We start from the raw sequence: 20,501 nt of genomic DNA, 5'->3' as shown, positions 1-20,501 counted from the left end.
CTGACCGTCCGGTCCGTTCCCGGATGCGGACGCGCCGGTAAGTCGACGGGCATCGACGACGTGGACCGCTTTCCCGGGGGAATTCGGTACTACCGAACACGCGCCCTCGGGTCTCGTTGATGTATCGGAATCACGTGACACATCCGTGGACGCGAATACGTCACAGATACGACTAGACGGCCGCATCGGACATTCGTTCCAGGAGAGCGTACGGCGTCCGACTCTCCCGAACTCTCTACGTAATCACAATCTGCACGTCGCGTTACATATCTGCTCTCTTCGCTCACGAATCGCTCACTACGTGGTGGAGGGGTCCCCGACATTCGCCTTCCGGCACTCGGTTCTCGGTCGTTCCGCTACCCGGTAGGTCGTTCCGGTCGTCTCCCTTCAGACTCCCTCTCTCCTCCGCCGTTGGGTACTACGCTTATCATGTTACGTCTCGTACAACAAATAATTATGTTAGCCGAGTTGCGGCGGGCGAACCGGGACACACGCGTCCAGTACGGTCTCATGCTCCTCTTCGGGACGCTGTGTATCGCCGCCGCGTTCGCACCGCTCGAAGCGTCGCTCCGAGCGACCGCCGTGGGAACGCTGTTCGGCTTCACCGCCGGTCTCTGGGTCTCACATCTCGTTCAGGTCCTCAGACGGGCCGCCGACGCGCGGCGCGACGACATCACCGGAGCGCCCTCCCGATGAGCGATCGCACGACTCTGGTCGAACGACCGGACGCCTCCACCGACGCGGAGGCGGAGCCGTCGTTCCTGAAGGCCATCGAGTTCGTCACCGGTGAGGACGCCAACCTGGGGTCGTTCCTCCTCGTCGTGGCCATCGTGACCGCCGTGTTCATCGCGCTGTTCCAGTTCACGCTGCCGGCCCCGGCCTCCAACCTGCTCACGGTCGGGGTGCTGTTCGTCACCGCTCTCAGCGCCGTCTTCGCGGCGCTCTTGGACCGCCTCGGCTACTTCGACCGCCCCACCGTCTCGGCGACCGACGAACCGGACGCCGAACCGGCGGCGACGCCGTGGGTCCCCGTCGGGAAGGCGTCCGCGCCGCTCCCCCCGTTGATAAACTTCGACGCCGAACTCAGGGCGTACGCCGAGCTGTACGACGGCGAACTTCCGGCGGCGTTCGACGCGTTCGTCAGCGACTACGTGCGTCTGAAGACCAACACGCGGAACCGCCGCACCATCGCCAGCGACCTGCGCGCCGACCTCAACGCCGTCGGCGCGCTCTTCGAACGAGGGTCCGAGGGGGACAGACTCTACGAGGACATCTCCCGGCGACTGTTCCGGTACATCGGCGACAGGGACGGCCACGTCACCGTGGACCGCGTCGCGTTCTACGACGCGACCGGCACTGAGACGGACGTTGCGGCCGCCACGAACGAACTCGTTCGGGTCGAACTGACCGTCACCAACGAGGGAGAGGCGGCCGACGTCTCGGTGGTCGTCGACCTGTACGACGCCGACGGCGTCCCGGTCGCACGCCGCGTCTGTCCCGCGGGCGTCGTCAGCCCCGGCGCCACGAAGACGCTCGAAACCGACGTCTACGTGCCGCCCGAGGTCGAACGAGCCCAAACGACCGTTCAGCTCTCGAACGCGCCCGCGCCCGTCGAACGAACCTGACGGCTCCGACGGTTCGGGAGTCAGTCACCTTGTCTCGTCTCCTCGGATGACGGCCGGACGGACTGTGCGTGATATTTTCACGCTTTGGGAACTGACGACGGAGGTTAACAGCTCTCCTCGTGTACGGGTACTCGCCATGACACTGGAAGACGTGGCGACCCCGGGAGTCGAGACTGCGGGACCGGACACGAGCGTCGAGGTACTCGCCGACACGATGGCAGAGCGCACCGTCGGCAGCGTGGTCATCACCGAGGACGGCGCGCCGGTCGGCATCGTCACCGACCGCGACCTCGCCCTTGCGACCCTCCGGGGCGACGCCGACCCCGCGACGATGACCGCGAGCGACGTCATGACGCCCGACCCGCGGACGATGAACGTCAACGAGGGAATCCTCGAACTCACGAACGCGATGTGTCGAGACGAGGTGCGCCGGATGCCCGTGGTCGACGCCGACGGGCACGTCGTCGGCATCGTGACGCTCGACGACCTCGTGAGACTCCTCGTCGCCGAACTCGGCAACCTCGCCGGCGTCATCGAGGCGGAGTCTCCCCCCTACTAGTCGGCGGCGGCCCACGTCGGTCGCCGTGTGCTAACTGCAACCTTTTGTTGGCGAACCGACTAGCGGGTGTATGGAGACACGTCACGCCGTTCTGTTGCTCGTCTCGGCCGTCACGGTCGTGATGGCCGCCCGAGCGGTCGTCGCCCTGCAGAACGGCGAATTCGGAACCGTCGGTCGTCAGGTGGGCGTCGGCGCCGTCGTCCTCGTGTTCGGTGTCGCTCTGTACCGACGGTGGGAGACGCTCGGCTGACCGACCGCAGGGGCCGTGGTCGCGTCCCGCCGGTCGGTCGACCGTCTCGCCGGTGAACGCGCTGGTATCGGTCGCCTCGTCACTCCGGCGCGCGCCCGGCCGCCCGCATGTACGCGTCGAGTCGCTCTACCATCGCCTCCGCGAACGCGTCGTCGTTGATGGGAACGTCGAGTTCGAGCAGTTCCACGTCGTCGTCGAGATGTTCCCGTAGCGCGTCGAACAGGGCGGTGTCGGCGTCCGGGTCGTGGAAGTCCTCGCCCTCGACGTCGAGCATCGAGACGCCGCCGAGGGGCAGGGCGAGTGCGGTCGGACCGGTCGCGGCGTTGAGTTTCTCGGCGACGATGCGGCCGAGTTCCGCGTTCTCCTCCGGCGTCGTCCGCATCAGCGTCACCTGGGGGTTGTGGACGTGGAACCGTCGCCCCTCGAACTCGTCGGGGACGCTGTCGCGCGGCCCGAAGTTCACCATGTCGAGCGCGCCCGTCGAGACCACCTGCGGGATGCCCGCCTCGCCGGCGGCGTCGAGTCGCTCCGGGCCGGCGTTGAGGACGCCCCCCACGAGTTCGTCGGCCCACTCGGTCGTCGTCACGTCGAGGACGCCGTCGACGACGCCCTCGCGAATCAAGTCCTCCATCGCGCGTCCGCCGGTCCCCGTCGCGTGGAAGACGATGGTCTCGTACCCGCGGTCTTCGAGCATCTTCCGCGCCGTCTTCACGCACGGCGTCGTGACGCCGAACATCGTGATGCCGATGGTGGGCTTCTCTTCGACGTCGATGCCCGGGTCGTTGGCGACCATGCCCGCCACGGCGAGGGCGGCGTTCGCGATGACCGTCCGCGAGAGCTGATTCAGCCCCTCGATGTCGGCGACGGAGTACATCATCGTCACGTCCCGCGACCCGACGTACGGCTCCGTGTCGCCGGACGCCATCGTCGAGACCATGAGTTTGGGGACGCCGACGGGCAACGCCCGCATCGCCGTGGTCGCGATGGACGTGTTGCCAGACCCGCCCAGACCGAGGACGCCCTTCAGCGTCCCGTCCTCGTGGAGTCGCTCCGCGACGGCGGCCGCACCCTCGCCCATCGCCTCCATCGCCGCGCCCCGGTCGGCGTCCGCGCGCAGGCGTTCGAGCGTCGTCCCCGCCGCCTCCGCGACGGCTTCGGCCGACGTGTCGGGTTCTATCGTCGGCCCCCCCATCACGCCGACGTCCACCACGTGTACGTCCAGTCCTTGCGACTCGACGACGTCTCGCGCGAATCCGATCTCTTCACCCTTCGTGTCTAACGTTCCGATGACGACGACGGCCATGTCAACTCACTATCATCGAGAATCGTGATAAACGTTGGCGAGAGACGGCCCGAGCGGGTCCGAGCGCAGACCGCGACCCGGCCGGTCGTCGGACGCGTCGCCGCCACGAGCGGCGGTAAATAGCACGAAAGAATATTGTTATCCGGCGTCTATCGGGGTTCATGTCAGACGAGAAGCGATTCGTCTCGCCGGAGGACGTGGAGAGCCAGCGGTTCGGGTGGGGCGTGTTGAAGTGGATGTCGACGCCGGCGGAGACGGGGTCATCGCGGATGAGTTGCGGCGTCGTCCGACTGAACCCCGGAAAGGGCCACGAGCGACACACCCACCCCGAGAGCGACGAGATGCTGTACGTCGTTCGCGGCGAAGGCGAACAGGAGATAGGCGAGGAGACGCGCGACATCGCCGCGGGCGACATGCTCCACGTTCCGGAGGGCGTCCCGCACGGCACGGTCAACACCGGGTGGGAACCGCTGATACTGCTGGCGGTGTACGCGCCGCCGGGGCCGGAGGAGGAACTCCGCGACCTACCCGACTGTGAGGTCATCCCACCGGGCGAACTCCCGGAGTGAGGGCCCGGCGGGCCGGCCGACGCGGCGTCAGAACTGAATCGACTTGAACTCCTTGGCCTGATTCTCGATGGCCTGTTCCGTCGGCAGTCGTTCGAGGCTGGACGCACCGAAGAAGCCGACGACCCCCTCTGTCTCGTTGAGGACGTACTCGGCGTCGTCCGGCCACGCGATGGGGCCGCCGTGGCAGATGACCATCACGTCCTCGTTCACCGACTTCGCGGCGTCGTGGTGCGCCTGCACCCGTTCGGCGGCGGTTTCGAGGTCGAGTGCCGTCTCCGCGCCGATGTCACCGGACGTCGTCAGCCCCATGTGCGAGACGACCACGTCGGCGCCCGCTTCGGTCATCGCGCGGGCCTGTTCCTCGCTGAAGACGTACGGGCAGGTCAGCATCCCCTGCTCGGACGCCTCTCGAATCATCTCGACCTCCTTGTCGTACCCCATCCCGGTCTCTTCGAGGTTCTGCCGGAAGCTGCTGTCCTCGTCGATGAGGCCGACCGTCGGGAAGTTCTGCACGCCGGAGAATCCTCGCCGCTTCAGGTCCTCGACGAACACCTCCATCCGCCGGAACGGGTCGGTGCCGTTCACCCCCGCGAGGACGGGGCGTGTCCTCGACGACCGGCAGGACCTCCCGACCCATGTCGAGGACGATTTCGTTCGCGTCGCCGTACGGCAACAGGCCGGCGAGCGACCCGCGGCCGTTCATCCGGTACCGGCCGGAGTTGTAGATGATGAGGAGGTCGACGCCGCCCCGTTCGGCGAACTTCGCGGAGATGCCCGTCCCCGCGCCCGCCCCGATGACCGGGTCGCCGTTCGCCACCGTCTCGCGGAGTCGCGAGAGCGACTCCTCTCGTGTGAACATCATGGCTCGTTCACACGTTCGTGAGACGGTCGCATCAACGTTGCCCCGCGTCGACCCCGTGGCGAACACTCAGGTCGGTGGCGGTCGAACGGCCGGTATGCCCTCGAAATCCGCTCGGTGGCTCTCCGCCGCCGCCCTCGGTGCCGTCGCCGCCGTCGCCCTGAGTCGAGTCCGCCTCGAACGCGCGACGGCGCGGCGCGTCCGCACCCTCCTCGCGGACGCCGACCCGCCCTCGAAACCGACGTACGGCCGCGACGACGTGGCCGACCTCCCCGAACCGGTCCGGCGCTACTTCGAGACGGTCCTGCGGGACGGACAGTCTCGCGTTCGCTCGGCGCGACTGGAGCAACGCGGCGAGTTCCGCCTCGGCGACGACGAGGACGACTGGAAGCCGCTGGTGGCCACCCAGCACTACACGACGAACCCGCCGGGGTTCGTCTGGGACGCCGACATCCGGATGCTACCGTTCCTCCCGGTTCGCGTGGTCGACGCGTACGAACGCGGCCGCGGGTCGCTGCGCGCGATGGCCCTCTCGACGGTTCCGGTCGCGACGGCCGACCCCACTCCGGAGATGGACGAGGGGGAACTGCTCCGCTACCTCGCGGAGGCGGTCTGGTTCCCGACCGCACTCCTCCCCGGCGAGGGCGTCGAGTGGGAGGCCAGAGACGACCGGTCGGCCCGGGCGACGCTCACGGACCGGGGAACCACCGCGTCGGTCGTCTTCCACTTCCGCGAGGACGGCCGCGTCGAACGAGTCTCCGCGGACGAACGCTACCGGCAGGCGGACGACGGCTTCGAACGGTGGACCGGCCACTTCGACGACTACGAACGCCGCGAGGGGATGTCGGTGCCGACGACGGCGTCCGTCGAGTGGAACCTCCCCGACGGCGACGCGCCGTACTGGCGGGCGACCATCACGGGGTTCGACGTACGGACGCGGTGACTGTCCGGGCACGTCGCCTCTCCGTCGGGGCACCGGCGAGCCCCCGAGTGTGACATGTTTTAACAAGACACGATCGAAATATCGTCGGAGGGGAGTCGACATGACGTTAGCCACGGTTCCGCGGTACGACCCGAGGCGGACCGGCGAACGAGGGGGGAGCGCGGTCGTCGTGGGGGCGGGCATGGCCGGCCTGTTCGCCGCCCGCGTGTTGGCCGACGAGTTTCGGACGGTGACCGTCGTCGAACGGGACTCGCTCCCGGCGGACGCGACTGCTCGCGGCGGCGCCCCGCAGGACAGACACGTTCACATCCTGCTGTCGGCCGGGCGTGCCACGCTGTCGGACCTCTTTCCGGGCTTCGGTGAGGACGTGGTCGCCGCGGGCGGACTGATAATCGACGGCGCGAGCGACCTGAAGCACTACGACGAAGGCGACTTCCTCGCCGACGGTACGGGTCGGATTCCGATATACACCGCCTCCCGACCCGTGTTCGAGCGAATCGTGCGCCGGCGAGTCGCCGACGTCGACGGGGTCGAACTCCGACCGAACTGCCGGTGGACGGACTACCTCACCGACGGCGACGGCGTCGCCGGAGTTGCGGTCGCGTCGGCCGACGGCGAGACGAGGACACTCGCGGCCGACCTGGTCGTGGACGCGACCGGTCGGACCTCCCGCACCCCGGCGTGGTTGGCGGACCACGGCTTCGAACGCCCCGAAACCGACGAGGTGCGCGTCGACATCGCGTACAGTACGGCCCGCCTCGAACGCGACGCCGGTGAACGTCGCATGCTGTTCGTCCCCCCGTCTCCGCCCCGCACCCGCGGCGGCGCGGCGTTCCCCATCGAAGACGACCGCTGGCAAGTCACCCTGTTCGGCCTGCACGGCGACCACCCGCCCGCCGACGTCGACGGCCTGACCGACTTCGCCGCGAGCCTCCCGGTACCCCACCTCGAACGACTCCTCGATGCGCGACCCCTCGCGAGCGAGGACGTGGCTCACTACCCGTTTCCGACCAGCCTCAGGCGCCGTTACGAGGACCTCGACGAGTTCCCGGACGGCCTGCTCGTCGTCGGCGACGCCGTCTCGAGCTTCAACCCCATCTACGGACAGGGGATGACGGTCGCCGCCCTCGAAGCGCTGACGCTGCACCACACGCTCGCCGGCGGCCGCGAGAACCTCGCCGCTCGCTTCTTCGAGGACGCGACGGCAGTCGTCGACACGGCGTGGACGCTCGCGGTCGGTGCGGACTTCGCGTTCGAGGAGACCGACGGGCCGAGGCCCCGCGGGACCGGCCTGACGAACCGCTACCTCGCCCGATTGATTCGGGCGGCGCACACCGACAGCGCCCTCCGTGACGCGTTCAGCCGCGTGCTCATGATGGAACGGCCGCCGGAGACGCTGTTCCGTCCCGGCGTCCTCTGGCGCGTGTTCGGCCCGACCGGGTGAGTCACCGACCGCGGGCCGTCCACTCGTCGCCGGTCGTCGACCCTGTCCGCAGTCGGGGACCCCCCACCGCTTCGTCCCCGGTAACCGCCGATTCTCAGCGTCGGGGAAGCGCCCGCACTATCTAACTCGACAGCGGTCGTACGCTTGCACATGAGCACAGAAAACACACTCAAGAACGCGGTCATCGGCGCAGTCGTCACCGTCGCGCTCTCCTTTACGGCCGTCTCCCCGGTGCTCGGCGGAGGCGTCGCCGGCTACCTCCAGCGCGAGTCTCCCAAGCGCGGCGCGAGAATCGGCGCCATCTCCGGCGCAATCGCGAGTCTCCCGTTCTTCCTCGTCCTCGTCCTCGGTCTGGTCACGCTGTTCGGGACCGCGATGGGGGGGTTCGGCGTCCCCGGCGGGGTGGAACTGGTCATCATCTTCCTCGTCGTCCTCCCGCTCCTGTTCGCCTGGAACGTCGGACTGAGCGCCCTCGGCGGCTACCTCGGCGCGTATCTCCGCTCGGAACGGCAGTCGGCCAGCGGTGAGACGGTGCCGCCGGACTCCGGCTACTGAGCGGGCCCGCTGTCCCGCTTCGAACCGTCCGTCACCGCCTGAGCAATCGGCCGACTCGCCCGCTCGCGTTCCAGGGCGGCGTCGACGGCGTCGAGGAGCCTGTCGCGACAGACCGGTTTTGTGAGGTAACACGAGACGTCTTCCGCTCCGAGGTCAGCGTCCGGTTCGTTCCCGCTCACGACGACGACCGACCCGTCGAAGCCGTCTTTCGAGAGCGCGCGGACGACTTCGCCCCCCGAGACGAGGGGCATCTCGCGGTCCAGAACGACGGCGTCGGCGGCGGGCGTGACCAGTTCCAACGCCTCCCGCCCGTCGGCCGCCGCGCGAACGTCCCACGCCGACCGCGCCGACAACCACAGTTCGAACGTCTCGCGGAGGTCCTCGTCGTCGTCGGCGACCACGACGGTCGTCTCTCGGTCCGCGGGGGGGTTGCTCATCGTAACCGAACGTCCTTCGCCATCCGCATAGCGCGTTCTCTTGTCGAGACCGGCGCTTTATAAGTGATTTATCAGCGGCTTATCCGTGCAGTCCCGTCAGTTCGTCCCGCCTCTCGTCGACGCCGACAGGACGTTCTCCAGCACCTTCTGTTCGGCCCGACGGAGGCGGTCCGAGAACGCCTGCTGCGTGATGCCCAGTTCCTCGGCCATCTCCGACATGTCCGTCTCCTGCGGCGTGTCGAAGTACCCGCGCTTGAGTGCGATGACGAGTGCCTCTCGCTGTTTGGGCGTGAGTCCGAAGTTTCGCCCGCGGAGGCTCTCCTCGGTGAGCGTGTACGTGCGCTCGATGTGGATGGGGATGTCGCGTTCCGTACAGAAGTTGTAGAAGTCCGCGACGTGTTCGTGGTCGAGGAATCGCAGTTGGAAGTACCACTCCTCGGAGCCCTCTCCCTCCAGAATCGTCCCGCCCGTCGAGACGATGCCGTTGAGGAGGTCCTCGTACTCGCCGGTCCACTCGACTCGGTAGAGCGTGTGGTCGCCTATCTGGTCGACGACCGAGAGGTTCTGCACGTACTCGCTGGCGTCGACGTCGGCTTTCAACTGCTCCGGTCGTTCGCCGACGACCCAGAAGAACGGAATCACGGTGTTCTCCATCGGGATGATTCGCTCGAGTTGGACCTGTCTGTCGGACGCACTGCTCAGTGCGCGACCGAGTGCGAACTCGTCCCACGCGAGCGTGAACTCCAGGATGACTGTCACAGTGGGTATAGGGCGGGCGAGGGGAGGACCCTTTTGTTCACAGTCAGCGACTGCGAATTGGCCGAAGATATCTCGAACTGCGAGATAGCAATCGACGACGCCCGCGTCAGTTCGACCCGTCTCCGAACGCGGCGAGCAGGGTGCGCACTCGCCCGTCGTCGTCCCGGCGCCGAACCCGTCTCGCCGTCGCCTCGGCGTCGTACGTTATCAACCCGGCTTCGTGCAGTTTCGGGAGGTCGACGTGGTGCAGACGCAGCCGAATCTGCTCGTCCGAACGCCCGTTCGCATCGCTCTGACGCTCCGAGAGGTGGTCCGCCAGTTCGGTCAGCGTTGCGGTCTCTCGGCCACTCTCCTCGAAGTGTTCGAGGACGCGTCGACGACGCTCGTTCGCGAGTGCCGCGAACAGGTCGTCGACCGCTCCGGCGTCGCTCGAAGTCCGCTTCTGATTCTTCACGTTGTGTATTTCTCGTCTGCTCGGAAGTGTAGGTTAACTGGCTGTTGGAACAACCGTTTTATCCGATACGTCCGCGTCGCCGGTCAATCGCCCCCGGCAACTAAGACGTTCGGCGCCGCACGTTCTCCGAGAGAGAACGTGCGATTCGTCGAGTTCCTCCGCGCGCGCCAATGGTCGACGGTGTTCGGCTACCTCCTGTTCGTCGCGCTCATGGTCGCCGGCTACTACTACAACATCACGTTCGTCCAACTCGGGCTCATCGACCTCGGCGTCCGACTGGTCGGGATGACGGAGACGGCCGTCTCCGCGTGGATGGCCGGACTGGCGCTGTGTACACTGGTCGTCGCCGTCGCGACGGGCGTGACGATGGACCGCCGCGGGTGGAGTACGGACCTGCGGACGAAGTTCAGACTGCTGTTCGGCGTCGTCGTCGTCCAGTTCGTGCTGACGCTCGTCGCGCCGTCGATTCGGTCGGTCCCCGGCTTCGGCGCGTGGGTCGTCGCCGCCTCGGTCGGACTCGGCGTCGGGTTCCCCGTCTCGTTCTCGCTGGCCATCGACTTGATTCCGGTCGCGGACCGCGGCCACGTCGCCGCCGCCATCACGGCTATCGCGTACTTCGCCGCGAACGCCTATCCGCTCACCTGGTCGGTCGACGTGTTCAGTCGGTTGCTGGTCGCCGCGATGCTGCCCGGCCTCCTCGTCCTCGGCGTCCTCGCCTCCGGCCGGGTCGCCGCCGTCGAGGCCGTCGTCTCGGAACTGGCCGACCAGCACCGCGCGTTCGGCACCGGGCGGTTCTGCCGCCCGACGCCCGTTCGACTGCGGAGTTTCGCCTTCGTCGTCCCCCTCGTGCTGATGTTCGGCGTGTTCTTCGTCGACAGTCTGGGGTTCCTCCGCATCATCGACACGCCGGCGCTCCTGCTCAGTTCGTGGCAGTCGCCCGCGCTCTCGACGCGACTGCTCATCGCCGCGGCGCACGTCGTCGGCGCCGCGATGGCCGGCGTCCTCTACGTCAACTTCGACCTCGAACGGGTCTTCCTGTGGACGTTCGCGCTGTTCGCCCTGACGCACGTCCTCTACACCTCGGACCTCCGACTCGCGTCGACGTTCCCCACGCTCGCCACCGCGGGGCCGTCGCCGCTGAATCCGATGTTCTACGCGGTGGCGGTGAGTTTCTACACCACGCTCAACTTCGCGCTGTGGCCGGACCTCTCGACGGCGGCCAGCGTCGGAACCTACTCGGCGGTCGGTATCGGCGTCGCCGGATGGCTCGCCACCTTCCTCAGCACCGCGCTCTCGCTGTACTTCGCGGCGGCCGACCTCACGCTCCTGTCGCACCTCAACGTCGTACAGGCGCTCTCGCTCCTGCTCCTGTTCGGACTCGCCGTCGGGGTGTACGCGCGCCGCGTCCTCGGACTCGTCAGGGAGGGTGCCGCCGCGTGACGCCGACCGAGGTCATTCCGTTGCTGGTCCTCGTCCTCCTCCTCGTCTCCGCGGGCGGCGCGGACGTCGAGCAGATGTCGGTGACGTTCGAGGGTGACCGCGCCGTCGAGGCGGTGGACGACGTCCTCGTCGTCGCCGGCGGGAACACCACCGTCGCGGCCGACGCGTCCGTCGAGGGCGACGTCTACGTCGCCGGCGGGTCGGTCCGAGTCGACGGCCGCGTGGACGGCGACGTGACGGTGCTTGCGGGTCGACTCTCGGTCACCGAGGGGGCGACGGTCACCGGAACCGTCCAGCGCATCGCCGGCGAGGCGGCGATTTCCGACGGTGCGAGGGTGGGCGAGGTGTCCGCGCTCGACCCGCCGACGCCGGCGAACTCGCCGACGAGAGCCGTCGTCACGTTCCTGTTGCAGTTCTCGGCGCTCGGCGCCGTCGGCTGGTGGGTCGCCCGCCGCCGCCCGGCGATGCTGGACACCGTCGGGCACTCGATAACCCAACACACGGTCGTCAGCGGCGTCGTCGGCGCACTGGCCGGCGCGACGCTCCTCGTCCTGTTCGTCTACATGGCGTTCACGCTGCTGTTGCTCCCGCTCAGCATCGTCGGTCTCGGCGCGCAACTGCTCGTCGTCGCCTACGCGCAGGTCGCCTTCGGCTACCTCGTCGGAGAGCGACTGCCCATCGACCGCACCGACGTGGCCACCGTCGTCGGCGTCGGCGCGTTCCTCCTCGGACTGCGACTGCTCGGCGAACTCCCCGTAGTCGGCGGACTGGTCCAGTTCGCCCTCGTCGTCGTCGGGTTCGGTGCCGTGCTGAACACGTACTTCGGGCTCCAGCGGTTCGAACCGGCGACGATTCCCCGCGCCGACGACTGACCGCTCCGCGCCGCCGTCTGCGGGTGCCGCCTCGACGGAACGCGGCGACGGCCGTCCGGCGTGCTGGCGAGCGACGTTCCGTGCGACCGCTGGCTCGAAAAACCGCGGCCAGCGCCGGGTCTAACAGACGAAACGAGGGGGGCCCTTCGGCCGGTGGGAGGGGAGGTGGCGGCCGTCCGCCCGTCTCGGTCGTCCCGCCCGCCCGTCCGTCGGTCGGTGCCCCTGCGCTGCGTCCGTCAGTCGGACGCCGTCGCGGCTTCGGTCTCCGACTCGGAGTCGGACTCGCCCTCGAACAGGGGCGTGTCGAGCAGGTCAGTGTAGTCGACGTGGTCGGTCCGCGACTGGTACTCCTTCGCGAGTTCGACGAGTTTCAGGTCGGCGAACGCCCGCCCGGTGAATATCAGCGCCGTGGGCACGCCCTCGTCGTCGAAGCCGTTCGGAATCGAGATACCGGGGAGACCGGCGACGTTCGCCGCACCGCCGATGGACCGGTTCGGGAGCACCATCGCGTCGTACGGGGCGAGCGTCTCGTCCAGTCGCTTCTGCACGAGTCGGCGGACGCGGTTCGCCGTGACGTAGTCCTTCGCGAGGATGGTGTCGTAGGCGTAGCCGCCGATGCTTCCCTGCGGCGACGTCAACTCCTGCACTCGGCCGGACTCTATCAGGTCGTCGAACACCGACCCCGCCTCCGCGAACAGCACGGTGCTCGCCGTCTCCTCGTACGGGAGGTCCGGCAGTTCGACCGTCTCTATCTCCGCGAACTCCTCCAGCGTCTCCATCGACCGCTGGAACTGCTCGTCGTCCAGCGCGCTCTCGAGCGTCGCGAGTTTCGGCGTGTCGGGGAGGGCCGCGAGTTCGTGAATCGTCTCCATCTTATCGACCGAGGTGTGGTCCTTCGGATCAGGGCCGGCGATGGTCTCGAAGACGAGCCGACAGCCCTCCGCGGACCGGCACATCGGCCCGAGTTTGTCCATCGTGTAGGACAGCGCCATCGCCCCGTATCGGCTGACGACGCCGTACGTCGGGCGGAGTCCAGACAGGCCGCAGTTGCCCGACGGGGAGAAAATCGAGCCCCACGTCTCCGACCCGATGGAGAAGCCGACCAGACCGGCGGCCGTCGCAGAGCCCGGACCGCTGGAGGACCCGCCGCTCCACACGTCGGTGTTCCACGGCGTGTAGCCCGTCCCGGTGAACGTCATCGCGTCGGGCGAGTAGCCCATCCCTCCGGCGAGTTCGACCATCGCCAGTTTCGCGACCAGCACGGCGCCGGCCTCGTCGAACCGCTCGATTATCGTCGCGTCGTAGTCGAACTCCTGGTCGCGGTACGGCGCCGCCCCCCAGGTCGTCTCGTAGCCGTCGACGGCTATCAGGTCCTTGACGCCGTACGGGATGCCGTGGAGCGGCCCCCGGTCGGTGCCGTTTCGCAACTCCTCGTCCGCGCGCTTGGCCGCCTCCAGCGCGCGGTCGCGGGTCAGCGTCACGACCGCGTTCAGTTTCGGTCCGACGCGCTCCAGTCGGTCGAGGTACGCCCGGGTCAGTTCCTCCGAGGTGACCCGGCCGGCTCTGAGGTGGTCGCCCAGTTCGGGAACCGTGTCGAACAGCGTCTCCTCGGAGACCATCAGTACGACCCCCGGTAGGCCCGAAAGGTCAGCGCCATGTCGTCGCCGTTCTCCAGTTCGACCCCGTCGAGTGCCTGCGCGCGGCGGACGTTGCCGGCGACATCGTCTGCCAGTTCGTCGAGGTCCGCGTCGGCGAGTTGGTCGCCGTACCGCGCCCCGAGGTAGTCGAGCAGCTCCCGCGTCCCGACCGGCCGGTCCGGCCGCTCCTCGTCGCCCTCTTCGGACTCCGTCTCCTCGTCCTCGTCGGCGGCCGCAGCGCCGGAGAACGCTCCCGCCCCCGCGACTGCGGTGAGTAGTTGCATGGCCGACCGACGACTGAGCAAGTGGTCCGTTCGGTGATTCTGGTCTGTCATCTCGATGACCGATTCGACACATTCGGCACGCACAGTTAGTTTTTCTGTGGAAAGACTAGTGAAATTCTTGTGAAATATTAGGAATAACTGTCTGACTCCGACACTTTCGGATGTCGTATATTCACGGCTGTGAACGAACGCCGCGCGTCTCGAAGAGTCGGAGATGCTGACACGACCGTCGTCGATTTCGCGTTCGAACTGTCCGAAGACGGGGCGCACGCTCAGTAATTTGACAAACGTTTTTTGTTTGGCCCACCTAAAAACACGTTCGTACGGTTTAGGCAACCCAAACAGCATACATTTATGACAATACGAGATATACGACTACGTGTATGAGCGCACAAAGCCTCGAACGACAGACGCGGAACTACCTGAGCAACAACGTCCCGCAGATTCAGGAGCACGGCGGGCACTTCGAGATAGAGGACGTGGACGAGGAGTCCGGCGAAGTGACAGTCGCCATCGGCGGCGCCTGCTCCGGGTGCGGCATCGCCCCGATGACGATGCGGGCCATCCGACACCGCCTCCCCGACGAGGTGGACGACGTCTCGAAGGTGACGGTCCGACGCGCCGGCGGGCCGCGGGCGGCCGTGATGCCGAACAAGACCGAAGAGATGGAGGAGATGGAGGAGTACGAGGACTACTCGCCGCCGTTCTGATCCGTCGAGACCGACTCCCTCCGCTCTCGGGGGTCGGTGGCGTCGTCCAACGGCGTGACCGACTCTCGGACTCCGGCGACCGACTCGCCGTCGAACGGGAGCGTCGCCGCGAGACGGACCGCCGTCTCGGCACTCACGACGCCCGCCATCTCCATCGCCTCCCGCTCGTAGTCGTCGAGTTCGAGGACGCTCCGAAAGAACCACGAGAGCGTCACGTACGTCTCGTGCAGGTCCTCGGCGACGTCCCGTCCGCGCTCCGTCAGCGCCGCGCCCTCGTACGGTTCGTACGTCACCAGTCCGTCGTCGTCGAACCGGTGGAACGCCTCGATGACCGTCGCTGGCGTCCGCCCGAGTCGCTCGGCGACGGCCCCGGGCGGGACGGGTGGCGACTCCCGGTGCTCCGTGATGTAGAGCGCCAGCAGGTACTGCGGGCTCCCACTCATCGGTCGTCGACCCGCGGCACGGACAGTCGCCGACCGCACTCGTTCTCGGGGGAGGCCCCGACTCGACTCGCCGTGTGGGGGCCGGGGAACGTACCGCCGTCCGACATCGGTCACTCCTCCTCCGTCGCTTCCGACGACGACGGGGACTCCGTCCGCTTCCCGGTTTCACGCGGCGATTCCGTCGGTTCGTCCGTCTCGCCGTCGTCGCCGCCGACAGTCGCCGTGTACGCCCACGCCCAGAGGCGAGCGCGTTTTCGAGGGCTCACGCGCCGCACGGTCAGGCCCCCGTCGGTCGAATCGGCGCCCTCGCCAGGTCGCCGGGGTCCGGTTCGCGCGCGAGTACGAGTCGGACGCGCCAGTCCTCGTCGTCCGAGTCCGTCACCTCGACCGACGCGGGCGACCAGTCCCAGCCGCCGCGGTAGAGTTCGACCACGAGCGGGAGGGTCGGGAGTCGACCGTCTTGCGGCGATAGCGCGTACTCGTGCAGGCGCACGACGACAGACCGGGTACCCTGTCGCAGGTCGACGGACCACGGCGAGCGACTGACGCTCTCGACGACGCCCGCCGCTCGCAGATGCGCGAACGCGGCGTCGATTCGCGGCCCGCGCGCCGTCGTCCTCGAATCCAGTCGGGACGCGGCGTCCGACAGGACGGCCGCCTGCTCTGCGGGCGAGAGGCGCGCGTCGAGTTCCGCCGCGACGCTCTCGAGCAGGCACAGGCAGAGTTCGTCCGTGTCTTCGACGGACTCGGCGAGTTCGAAGTACGCGTCCATCACCGCGGTTTCGACGGCGTCGTAGCCCGTCTCGCTGAGCGTCTCGAACACGACGGCTGCGACTTCGTGACAGAACTCCGTCAGTCGCTGCCGGTCGTCCGCCGTCGCCGTTCCGCGGAGTACCGGTTCCGAGAGCGACCAGCGGTCCTCGCCGGCGTCTCGTGCCTCTCCTCCGGCGGCGGCCGACGTTCCGGTGCCGGCGTCCTGACAGACGACGAGGTCGCGGTAGGGTACCTGTTCGTCGTAGCGACGGAGGGAGGTCCGATACTGTTCGGCCGCCCGTACGGCGCTTCTCGCGGTCGCTCTCCCCTCGAACCGGAGTCCCGTCGTGGGGATGGGTCGCTCTCCGGTGCGGGCGCAGACGAGGAAGTACGTCCCCCCGTCGCTGGCGAGACTCTCGACGCGTTCGCGGAGTTCGATGAGTGTCGTTCCGACCATTGTCTGTGTCTCCGTGTTCGCTCGTGTCGCCCGGTTCCTCCCTGCCGACGGCGGCCGTGACGGTTCGCTGGCGGTCTGGCGGCAGTCCGGCCACCGCCGACAGTCGCCATCGAGCGACTCTCTCTGCTTATTTAGGCCACCCTAAAACACTAAGCTGTTTCGATTATTAGGCGAACCTAAACGACCGCGACGACGGTCCCCGGCACCGTGATTCCACAACCTCGGAGGATGATCTTGATGCGCGGCTCATCTGTGCTATATTCTGTCCTGAACTAGCCGATCGGTACGCTTGCGAAGTCTGTGACCCATACCGACCGTCCGAATCCCGTGGCCGAGTTAGAGACCATGACTGGACCTCCGCCGGAACATACGTTGGGGTGCGCTCGTTCTTCCAAGCGTCTCGAGACTCCACGTCTGTGTGAGCAGGTCTTCGAGTCGGATAGCCACCACTCACTACGACCTGTTCGCTTCTCAACCTCTCTCGATCAGGTAGTACCGGTGTCTACAAGATGTGGGTAGAATCACACAATATTGTCTATCATCGATTAATATTTGTAAATGTCGTTGCGCTGTCGAAGATTGTTTATACGAGTGTAAAGAATATTTGAATCGAATGGAGCAGTCTGAGAGCGGGGTCGTTGATTCAGCAGACAGTGACCCGAAGAGGCGAACCCTTCAGGTCGTCTTCGAGATCGAACTCTCCGAAAGTGGTTCGTGTCCGCTCTCGAACCCGGAGTCCTCGGTCGAAGCCGTTCACAACCAAATCGACGGAGAGGTTTGTCACGCAGACGTGACCGTCGCCGACGAGGGCGACAGCACGCAGATGCTGCATACGACAACTCAGGTCGGGGACTCGTGTCTCTGTCTCGCGTTCGGCGACGTCGGGTGCGTCCCCCGATTCCGACGTGTCGACGGCGAGACCATTCTCATCGAGACGTACGCTGGAGACCGGAACGACATCAGTGAACTCGTCGCCCGACTGAAATCCGTGACCGACCGCGTGAGTCTGCGTCGACTCACGACCCGACAACAGACCGACGGCGCGACGGTCGAGTCGACGACGGTCGACCTCTCGCGTCTCACCGCGAAACAGCGGGAGGCAGCGACGATTGCGGTGTCCGAGGGGTATTACCAGACTCCTCGTCAGACGAGTCTCGAGGAACTGTCGGAAGCGCTCGGTATCTCGAAATCCGCCCTCTCACAGCGACTGAGTGCGGTCGAATCGAAACTCGCGACGGCCGCGTTCGACCCGTAACGTCGGTTGCAGGTCCGTTCGTGCGAGCGGTGACTCTTCTCAGTCTCCTTCTTCGAGGAGTGACTCGACCGCGGGGAGGCCACACCGTCGATATTCTCCCCCATATAAACCGCTTCAATATACAGCGTTCGTCCTACCGGACTCCGACCGCACGTACTAGATAGAGCCATGAACGACCCACAACAGCCGCGGTTGACGCCGATCGACGAGTGGGAAGAGGAAGCCGAAGCGATGCTGGACGGCGTCGAGTACGACACCGACCTGGGAGTACGAATGGCTCGCGACGCGATTCGTGTCTCAAACGGTGAGATGACCGACGCCGAGTTCCACGAGAAGTACCACGACGAGGTGCTCGAGGAGTTCGGTGAAGACGAGCGTCCGACCAAACCAGAGGGATTCGACGATGACTGACGAGGGAGTCCACCGACGCGACGTGTTGAAGGCCGGCGGTGCTGCTGCCGCCCTCGGCCTCGGCGGTGGCGGGTTCGTCCAGACGCTGGTCGAGAGCGTTGACGACGTGCAATCGACGCGCGACCCCGGGGTCGAGAGTTTCGTCGGGCAGAACGAGGTTATCCAGACCGTCTGCTCGCCCAACTGTCGGGGGAAGTGTCCGATCGACGTCCACGTCCGTGACGGACAGGTCAAGAAGATCGAGCCCCACCCGCCCGAGGACGAACAGTACAAGCGCGCCTGTGTGCTCGGCCTCTCGCACACCCAGCGCGTCTACGACCCGACGCGGCTGAAGTATCCGATGAAGCGCGCTGACTGGTCACCCGACGAACCCAATCCGAAGGGTCGCGGCCCAGACGCCGAGTTCGAGCGTGTCTCCTGGGACGAGGCGCTCGACCTCGTCGCCGGGAAGATGCAGTCGCTGAAAGCCGACCACGGCGCAGAGAGCGTGCTCTTTCACGAGGGGTCGGGCAACTACGGACAGACGGGGAAGTCGTTCAACCGACTGGCTTCGCTGTTCGGTGCGACCCAGTCCGCGTGGGGGATCGACGCCAACGTCGGCCGCGGGTTCAACCGCGTCACTGGCGTCGGCTTCTTCCTCCCGCCGACGAACGAGGCGGAAGACTGGGAGAACGCCAACACCATCATCGTCTGGGGGTCGGACATCTTCTCCAGTCAGTTCCAGATGGACGCCTCGAAGATACTCGACGCCGTCGAGAACGGGGCGAAACTCGTCGTCGTCGACCCCGTGTACACGACGACGGCGTCGAAGGCCGACCTGTGGCTTCCGGTCAAGCCCGGCAAGGACGTGCACCTCGCGCTCGCGATGATGCACACCGTCTTCGAGGACGAGACGTACGACGAGGAGTTCCTCCGGAAGCGGACGACCGCGCCCGCGCTTATCCGCAAAGACACCGGCGAACTGCTCAGCGCGAGCGAGGTCTTCGACGACGGCGGCGAGGACCAGGTCGTCGCCTTCGAGCAGGGGACCGACAGCCCGGTCGAACTCGAACCCGAAACCGGCGGTCCGTACGCCCTCTTCGGGGAGTACACCGTCGACGGTATCGAGTGTGAGACGGCTCTCGAACGGCTTCGAGACCACGTGGCGGACTACGCGCCCGAGAACGTCGCCGAGAAGACGGGTGTCGACGCGGAGAACATCCGGACGGCCATCCGCTGGCTTGCGACGCGTGGTCCCGGCGGAATCGCCCCGAGTTACGCCATCGGGCGCTACAAACACGGGCACATCTTCGGGCAGGCGTACGCGATGCTGATGGGCCTGACCGGCGACTACGGTCGGCACGGCAACATCCACGCTCACCACTCGGGCGGGGCGACGCTCAGCGCGGGCGACTGGGCCGCACCCGAGGGGGCCGACCCCGGGCCGTCGATGTTCTTCCCCGACTACCCCGACGCGATGATAGACGGCGACCCGCACGAGGTTCGGGCCGTCTACTCCATCGAGTCGAACATGATGGGGAACCAGTTCCCCGACCGCCAGCGGTTCCAAGAGGCCATCGAGAGCCTCGACATGTACGTGGTCGCGGACATGCACCACACGGACACGGTCCAGCACGCGGACATCATCTTGCCCGTTCCGCACTGGTTCGAGCAAGAGGACATCAGCTCCGGGTGGGGCTCGCACCCGCACCTCGGCTATCGGCACAAGGTGCAGGAGCCGCTGTGGGAGACGAGAGACGACTACTACGCGATCCGTGGGCTCGCCGAGCGACTCGGCTTCGGTGACCGGTTCCCCGAGACGAAACGCGAGATGCTCCGAGAACTCGTGAGCCGAGACGACGACATCGACTTCGACACCTGTTCGAGCAGGGAACCCAGAAGAAAGAGAGCGTCCCCATCGTCAAGTACACCGACGAGTTCCCCACGGAGACGGGTCGCATCAAGATGTACGACGACGACGCGCCGAGCGAAGAGGGCGTCACGTTCGACGTCCCGCGCCCCCTCGAAGACCGGACAGCCGACGACTACGAGAAGGCCGACGACTACCCGCTGATGTTCATGCAGAAGCACAGCCGGTTCCGCATCCACTCGCAGTACGAGATGCTGAACTGGGTGCGGGAGATCAACCCCGAGCCGCAGTTGGACATCCATCCGAAGGATGCGAAGGCTCGCGGTATCGAAGACGGCGACTACGTTCGGGTGCACAACGACCGCGGCGAGATGGTCGTGAAGGCGAAGTACAACGAGGCGTTCCAGCCCGGCCTGGTCAACACCGACCAGGGCTGGTGGTCGCGTGACTACGTCAAGGGCCACCACAACGACCTCACGCACAACGAGACCAGCGAAATCGGGAAGACAATGTCGTTCTACGACGTGCGTGTCGAAGTCGAGCCCGCACCCGACGACATCGAGACGGAACAGTACGAAGCGAACAACCCGCGCGGAGCCGGCGCCGAGGCGTCGCACGCAGGAGGTGACTGAA

Annotated in this window: 22 protein-coding genes and 2 pseudogenes; 14 read left to right on the top strand and 10 right to left on the bottom strand. The window is 66.8% G+C overall.

Going from position 1 to position 20,501, the window contains the following annotated elements; translation table 11 throughout:
- The first annotated feature begins 456 nt into the window (after positions 1-456).
- The 4 genes from GJ632_RS01835 to GJ632_RS01820 all read left to right on the top strand — a co-directional run bounded on the left by GJ632_RS01835 (position 457) and on the right by GJ632_RS01820 (position 2,434).
- Positions 457-696, top strand: coding sequence for a hypothetical protein (locus tag GJ632_RS01835; RefSeq protein WP_089809656.1), 240 nt, complete (start codon positions 457-459; stop codon positions 694-696).
- Entirely contained in the window at positions 693-1,625 is a 933-nt protein-coding gene (locus GJ632_RS21795; protein WP_197427810.1) for a hypothetical protein, read from the top strand. The genes GJ632_RS01835 and GJ632_RS21795 overlap by 4 nt, the downstream gene beginning before the upstream one ends.
- Before the next feature lie 136 nt (positions 1,626-1,761).
- The gene (locus GJ632_RS01825) at positions 1,762-2,184 is read left to right on the top strand and encodes a CBS domain-containing protein (protein ID WP_191451899.1); all 423 of its coding nucleotides are present in this window, start codon (positions 1,762-1,764) and stop codon (positions 2,182-2,184) included.
- 70 nt (positions 2,185-2,254) lie between these two features.
- A complete protein-coding gene (locus GJ632_RS01820) occupies positions 2,255-2,434 on the top strand; it encodes a hypothetical protein (protein ID WP_191451898.1) in 180 nt (59 codons plus the stop codon).
- Positions 2,435-2,513: 79 nt separating this feature from the next.
- Here GJ632_RS01820 and GJ632_RS01815 read toward each other — a convergent pair whose 3' ends face one another.
- Positions 2,514-3,737 carry a Tm-1-like ATP-binding domain-containing protein gene (locus tag GJ632_RS01815; RefSeq protein ID WP_191451897.1) on the bottom strand — a complete coding sequence of 408 codons (1,224 nt, stop codon included), beginning with the start codon at positions 3,735-3,737 and terminating at the stop codon, positions 2,514-2,516.
- A gap of 161 nt (positions 3,738-3,898) precedes the next feature.
- On the opposite strand from GJ632_RS01815, the gene GJ632_RS01810 reads away from it, so the two are divergent.
- Entirely contained in the window at positions 3,899-4,306 is a 408-nt protein-coding gene (locus GJ632_RS01810; RefSeq protein WP_089809665.1) for a cupin domain-containing protein, read from the top strand.
- A 27-nt stretch (positions 4,307-4,333) separates the two neighbouring features.
- Here the strand turns inward: GJ632_RS01810 and GJ632_RS25075 are convergent.
- Positions 4,334-5,168, bottom strand: a pseudogene (locus tag GJ632_RS25075) (phosphoenolpyruvate hydrolase family protein).
- 94 nt (positions 5,169-5,262) lie between these two features.
- Here GJ632_RS25075 and GJ632_RS01800 point away from each other — a divergent pair.
- The 3 genes from GJ632_RS01800 to GJ632_RS01790 all read left to right on the top strand — a co-directional run bounded on the left by GJ632_RS01800 (position 5,263) and on the right by GJ632_RS01790 (position 8,107).
- Complete coding sequence (locus tag GJ632_RS01800) at positions 5,263-6,108, top strand: DUF6544 family protein (protein ID WP_191451896.1); 846 nt, start codon at positions 5,263-5,265, stop codon at positions 6,106-6,108.
- Positions 6,109-6,208: 100 nt separating this feature from the next.
- On the top strand, positions 6,209-7,552 hold the full coding sequence (locus GJ632_RS01795; RefSeq protein WP_191451895.1) for an NAD(P)/FAD-dependent oxidoreductase: 1,344 nt from the start codon (positions 6,209-6,211) through the stop codon (positions 7,550-7,552).
- Positions 7,553-7,702: 150 nt separating this feature from the next.
- Entirely contained in the window at positions 7,703-8,107 is a 405-nt protein-coding gene (locus tag GJ632_RS01790) for a DUF5518 domain-containing protein (protein WP_089809672.1), read from the top strand.
- Here the strand turns inward: GJ632_RS01790 and GJ632_RS01785 are convergent.
- The 3 genes from GJ632_RS01785 to GJ632_RS01775 all read right to left on the bottom strand — a co-directional run bounded on the left by GJ632_RS01785 (position 8,101) and on the right by GJ632_RS01775 (position 9,757).
- Positions 8,101-8,544 (bottom strand): response regulator transcription factor, encoded by a 444-nt coding sequence (locus tag GJ632_RS01785; RefSeq protein WP_191451894.1) that lies wholly within the window; start codon positions 8,542-8,544, stop codon positions 8,101-8,103. The two genes, GJ632_RS01790 and GJ632_RS01785, sit on opposite strands and share 7 nt — an antisense overlap.
- 96 nt (positions 8,545-8,640) lie before the next feature.
- A complete protein-coding gene (locus GJ632_RS01780) occupies positions 8,641-9,303 on the bottom strand; it encodes a helix-turn-helix domain-containing protein (protein ID WP_197427809.1) in 663 nt (220 codons plus the stop codon).
- 106 nt (positions 9,304-9,409) lie between these two features.
- Positions 9,410-9,757 (bottom strand): helix-turn-helix transcriptional regulator, encoded by a 348-nt coding sequence (locus GJ632_RS01775; protein WP_197427808.1) that lies wholly within the window; start codon positions 9,755-9,757, stop codon positions 9,410-9,412.
- A gap of 138 nt (positions 9,758-9,895) precedes the next feature.
- Here GJ632_RS01775 and GJ632_RS01770 point away from each other — a divergent pair, with 138 nt between their 5' ends.
- Together GJ632_RS01770 and GJ632_RS01765 are read left to right on the top strand one after the other, a co-directional pair.
- Positions 9,896-11,197, top strand: a complete 1,302-nt coding sequence (locus GJ632_RS01770; RefSeq protein ID WP_191451893.1) for an MFS transporter — start codon at positions 9,896-9,898, stop codon at positions 11,195-11,197.
- The gene (locus GJ632_RS01765) at positions 11,194-12,069 is read left to right on the top strand and encodes a polymer-forming cytoskeletal protein (protein WP_343160959.1); all 876 of its coding nucleotides are present in this window, start codon (positions 11,194-11,196) and stop codon (positions 12,067-12,069) included. The genes GJ632_RS01770 and GJ632_RS01765 overlap by 4 nt, the downstream gene beginning before the upstream one ends.
- Before the next feature lie 236 nt (positions 12,070-12,305).
- On the opposite strand, the gene GJ632_RS01760 is transcribed toward GJ632_RS01765, so the two are convergent.
- Together GJ632_RS01760 and GJ632_RS01755 are read right to left on the bottom strand one after the other, a co-directional pair.
- Positions 12,306-13,688, bottom strand: a complete 1,383-nt coding sequence (locus tag GJ632_RS01760) for an amidase (RefSeq protein ID WP_089809685.1) — start codon at positions 13,686-13,688, stop codon at positions 12,306-12,308.
- Positions 13,688-14,041: a hypothetical protein gene (locus GJ632_RS01755; protein ID WP_191451892.1), complete on the bottom strand. Its 354-nt coding sequence runs from the start codon at positions 14,039-14,041 to the stop codon at positions 13,688-13,690. The genes GJ632_RS01760 and GJ632_RS01755 overlap by 1 nt, the downstream gene beginning before the upstream one ends.
- Before the next feature lie 332 nt (positions 14,042-14,373).
- Between GJ632_RS01755 and GJ632_RS01750 the strand changes: the two genes are divergently transcribed.
- Positions 14,374-14,700 carry a NifU family protein gene (locus GJ632_RS01750; protein WP_191451891.1) on the top strand — a complete coding sequence of 109 codons (327 nt, stop codon included), beginning with the start codon at positions 14,374-14,376 and terminating at the stop codon, positions 14,698-14,700.
- Here the strand turns inward: GJ632_RS01750 and GJ632_RS01745 are convergent.
- From GJ632_RS01745 to GJ632_RS01735, 3 genes are all read right to left on the bottom strand, one after another.
- Positions 14,682-15,143: a metal-dependent transcriptional regulator gene (locus GJ632_RS01745; protein ID WP_191451890.1), complete on the bottom strand. Its 462-nt coding sequence runs from the start codon at positions 15,141-15,143 to the stop codon at positions 14,682-14,684. The genes GJ632_RS01750 and GJ632_RS01745 overlap by 19 nt on opposite strands.
- Positions 15,144-15,253: 110 nt before the next feature.
- Positions 15,254-15,409 carry a hypothetical protein gene (locus tag GJ632_RS01740; protein ID WP_191451889.1) on the bottom strand — a complete coding sequence of 52 codons (156 nt, stop codon included), beginning with the start codon at positions 15,407-15,409 and terminating at the stop codon, positions 15,254-15,256.
- Between the two features lie 11 nt (positions 15,410-15,420).
- A complete protein-coding gene (locus GJ632_RS01735) occupies positions 15,421-16,353 on the bottom strand; it encodes a hypothetical protein (protein WP_191451888.1) in 933 nt (310 codons plus the stop codon).
- Positions 16,354-16,966: 613 nt separating this feature from the next.
- On the opposite strand from GJ632_RS01735, the gene GJ632_RS01730 reads away from it, so the two are divergent.
- The 3 genes and pseudogenes from GJ632_RS01730 to GJ632_RS01720 all read left to right on the top strand — a co-directional run bounded on the left by GJ632_RS01730 (position 16,967) and on the right by GJ632_RS01720 (position 20,500).
- Positions 16,967-17,608 carry a helix-turn-helix domain-containing protein gene (locus tag GJ632_RS01730; RefSeq protein ID WP_191451887.1) on the top strand — a complete coding sequence of 214 codons (642 nt, stop codon included), beginning with the start codon at positions 16,967-16,969 and terminating at the stop codon, positions 17,606-17,608.
- A 168-nt stretch (positions 17,609-17,776) separates the two neighbouring features.
- Entirely contained in the window at positions 17,777-18,019 is a 243-nt protein-coding gene (locus GJ632_RS01725) for a 4Fe-4S ferredoxin N-terminal domain-containing protein (RefSeq protein ID WP_191451886.1), read from the top strand.
- Positions 18,012-20,500: pseudogene (locus tag GJ632_RS01720) on the top strand (molybdopterin-dependent oxidoreductase). The gene GJ632_RS01725 and the pseudogene GJ632_RS01720 overlap by 8 nt, the downstream one beginning before the upstream one ends.
- Position 20,501 lies beyond the last annotated feature (1 nt).

Origin of the sequence: Halogeometricum sp. CBA1124, assembly GCF_009741955.1 — an archaeon.
GTDB lineage: Archaea > Halobacteriota > Halobacteria > Halobacteriales > Haloferacaceae > Halogeometricum > Halogeometricum rufum.
Note: the sequence above shows the minus strand (reverse complement) of the source record. Positions and strands in the feature narration are given on the sequence as shown.

What these genes read in the sequence shown, in the direction of transcription:
- GJ632_RS01835 (WP_089809656.1), top strand. Translation starts at nt 457, where the DNA reads ATGTTAGCCGAGTTGCGGCGGGCGAACCGGGACACACGCGTCCAGTAC.
- GJ632_RS21795 (WP_197427810.1), top strand. Translation starts at nt 693, where the DNA reads ATGAGCGATCGCACGACTCTGGTCGAACGACCGGACGCCTCCACCGAC.
- GJ632_RS01825 (WP_191451899.1), top strand. Translation starts at nt 1,762, where the DNA reads ATGACACTGGAAGACGTGGCGACCCCGGGAGTCGAGACTGCGGGACCG.
- GJ632_RS01820 (WP_191451898.1), top strand. Translation starts at nt 2,255, where the DNA reads ATGGAGACACGTCACGCCGTTCTGTTGCTCGTCTCGGCCGTCACGGTC.
- GJ632_RS01815 (WP_191451897.1), bottom strand. Translation starts at nt 3,737, where the DNA reads ATGGCCGTCGTCGTCATCGGAACGTTAGACACGAAGGGTGAAGAGATC.
- GJ632_RS01810 (WP_089809665.1), top strand. Translation starts at nt 3,899, where the DNA reads ATGTCAGACGAGAAGCGATTCGTCTCGCCGGAGGACGTGGAGAGCCAG.
- GJ632_RS01800 (WP_191451896.1), top strand. Translation starts at nt 5,263, where the DNA reads ATGCCCTCGAAATCCGCTCGGTGGCTCTCCGCCGCCGCCCTCGGTGCC.
- GJ632_RS01795 (WP_191451895.1), top strand. Translation starts at nt 6,209, where the DNA reads ATGACGTTAGCCACGGTTCCGCGGTACGACCCGAGGCGGACCGGCGAA.
- GJ632_RS01790 (WP_089809672.1), top strand. Translation starts at nt 7,703, where the DNA reads ATGAGCACAGAAAACACACTCAAGAACGCGGTCATCGGCGCAGTCGTC.
- GJ632_RS01785 (WP_191451894.1), bottom strand. Translation starts at nt 8,544, where the DNA reads ATGAGCAACCCCCCCGCGGACCGAGAGACGACCGTCGTGGTCGCCGAC.
- GJ632_RS01760 (WP_089809685.1), bottom strand. Translation starts at nt 13,688, where the DNA reads ATGGTCTCCGAGGAGACGCTGTTCGACACGGTTCCCGAACTGGGCGAC.
- GJ632_RS01755 (WP_191451892.1), bottom strand. Translation starts at nt 14,041, where the DNA reads ATGACAGACCAGAATCACCGAACGGACCACTTGCTCAGTCGTCGGTCG.
- GJ632_RS01750 (WP_191451891.1), top strand. Translation starts at nt 14,374, where the DNA reads ATGAGCGCACAAAGCCTCGAACGACAGACGCGGAACTACCTGAGCAAC.
- GJ632_RS01745 (WP_191451890.1), bottom strand. Translation starts at nt 15,143, where the DNA reads ATGAGTGGGAGCCCGCAGTACCTGCTGGCGCTCTACATCACGGAGCAC.
- GJ632_RS01735 (WP_191451888.1), bottom strand. Translation starts at nt 16,353, where the DNA reads ATGGTCGGAACGACACTCATCGAACTCCGCGAACGCGTCGAGAGTCTC.
- GJ632_RS01730 (WP_191451887.1), top strand. Translation starts at nt 16,967, where the DNA reads ATGGAGCAGTCTGAGAGCGGGGTCGTTGATTCAGCAGACAGTGACCCG.
- GJ632_RS01725 (WP_191451886.1), top strand. Translation starts at nt 17,777, where the DNA reads ATGAACGACCCACAACAGCCGCGGTTGACGCCGATCGACGAGTGGGAA.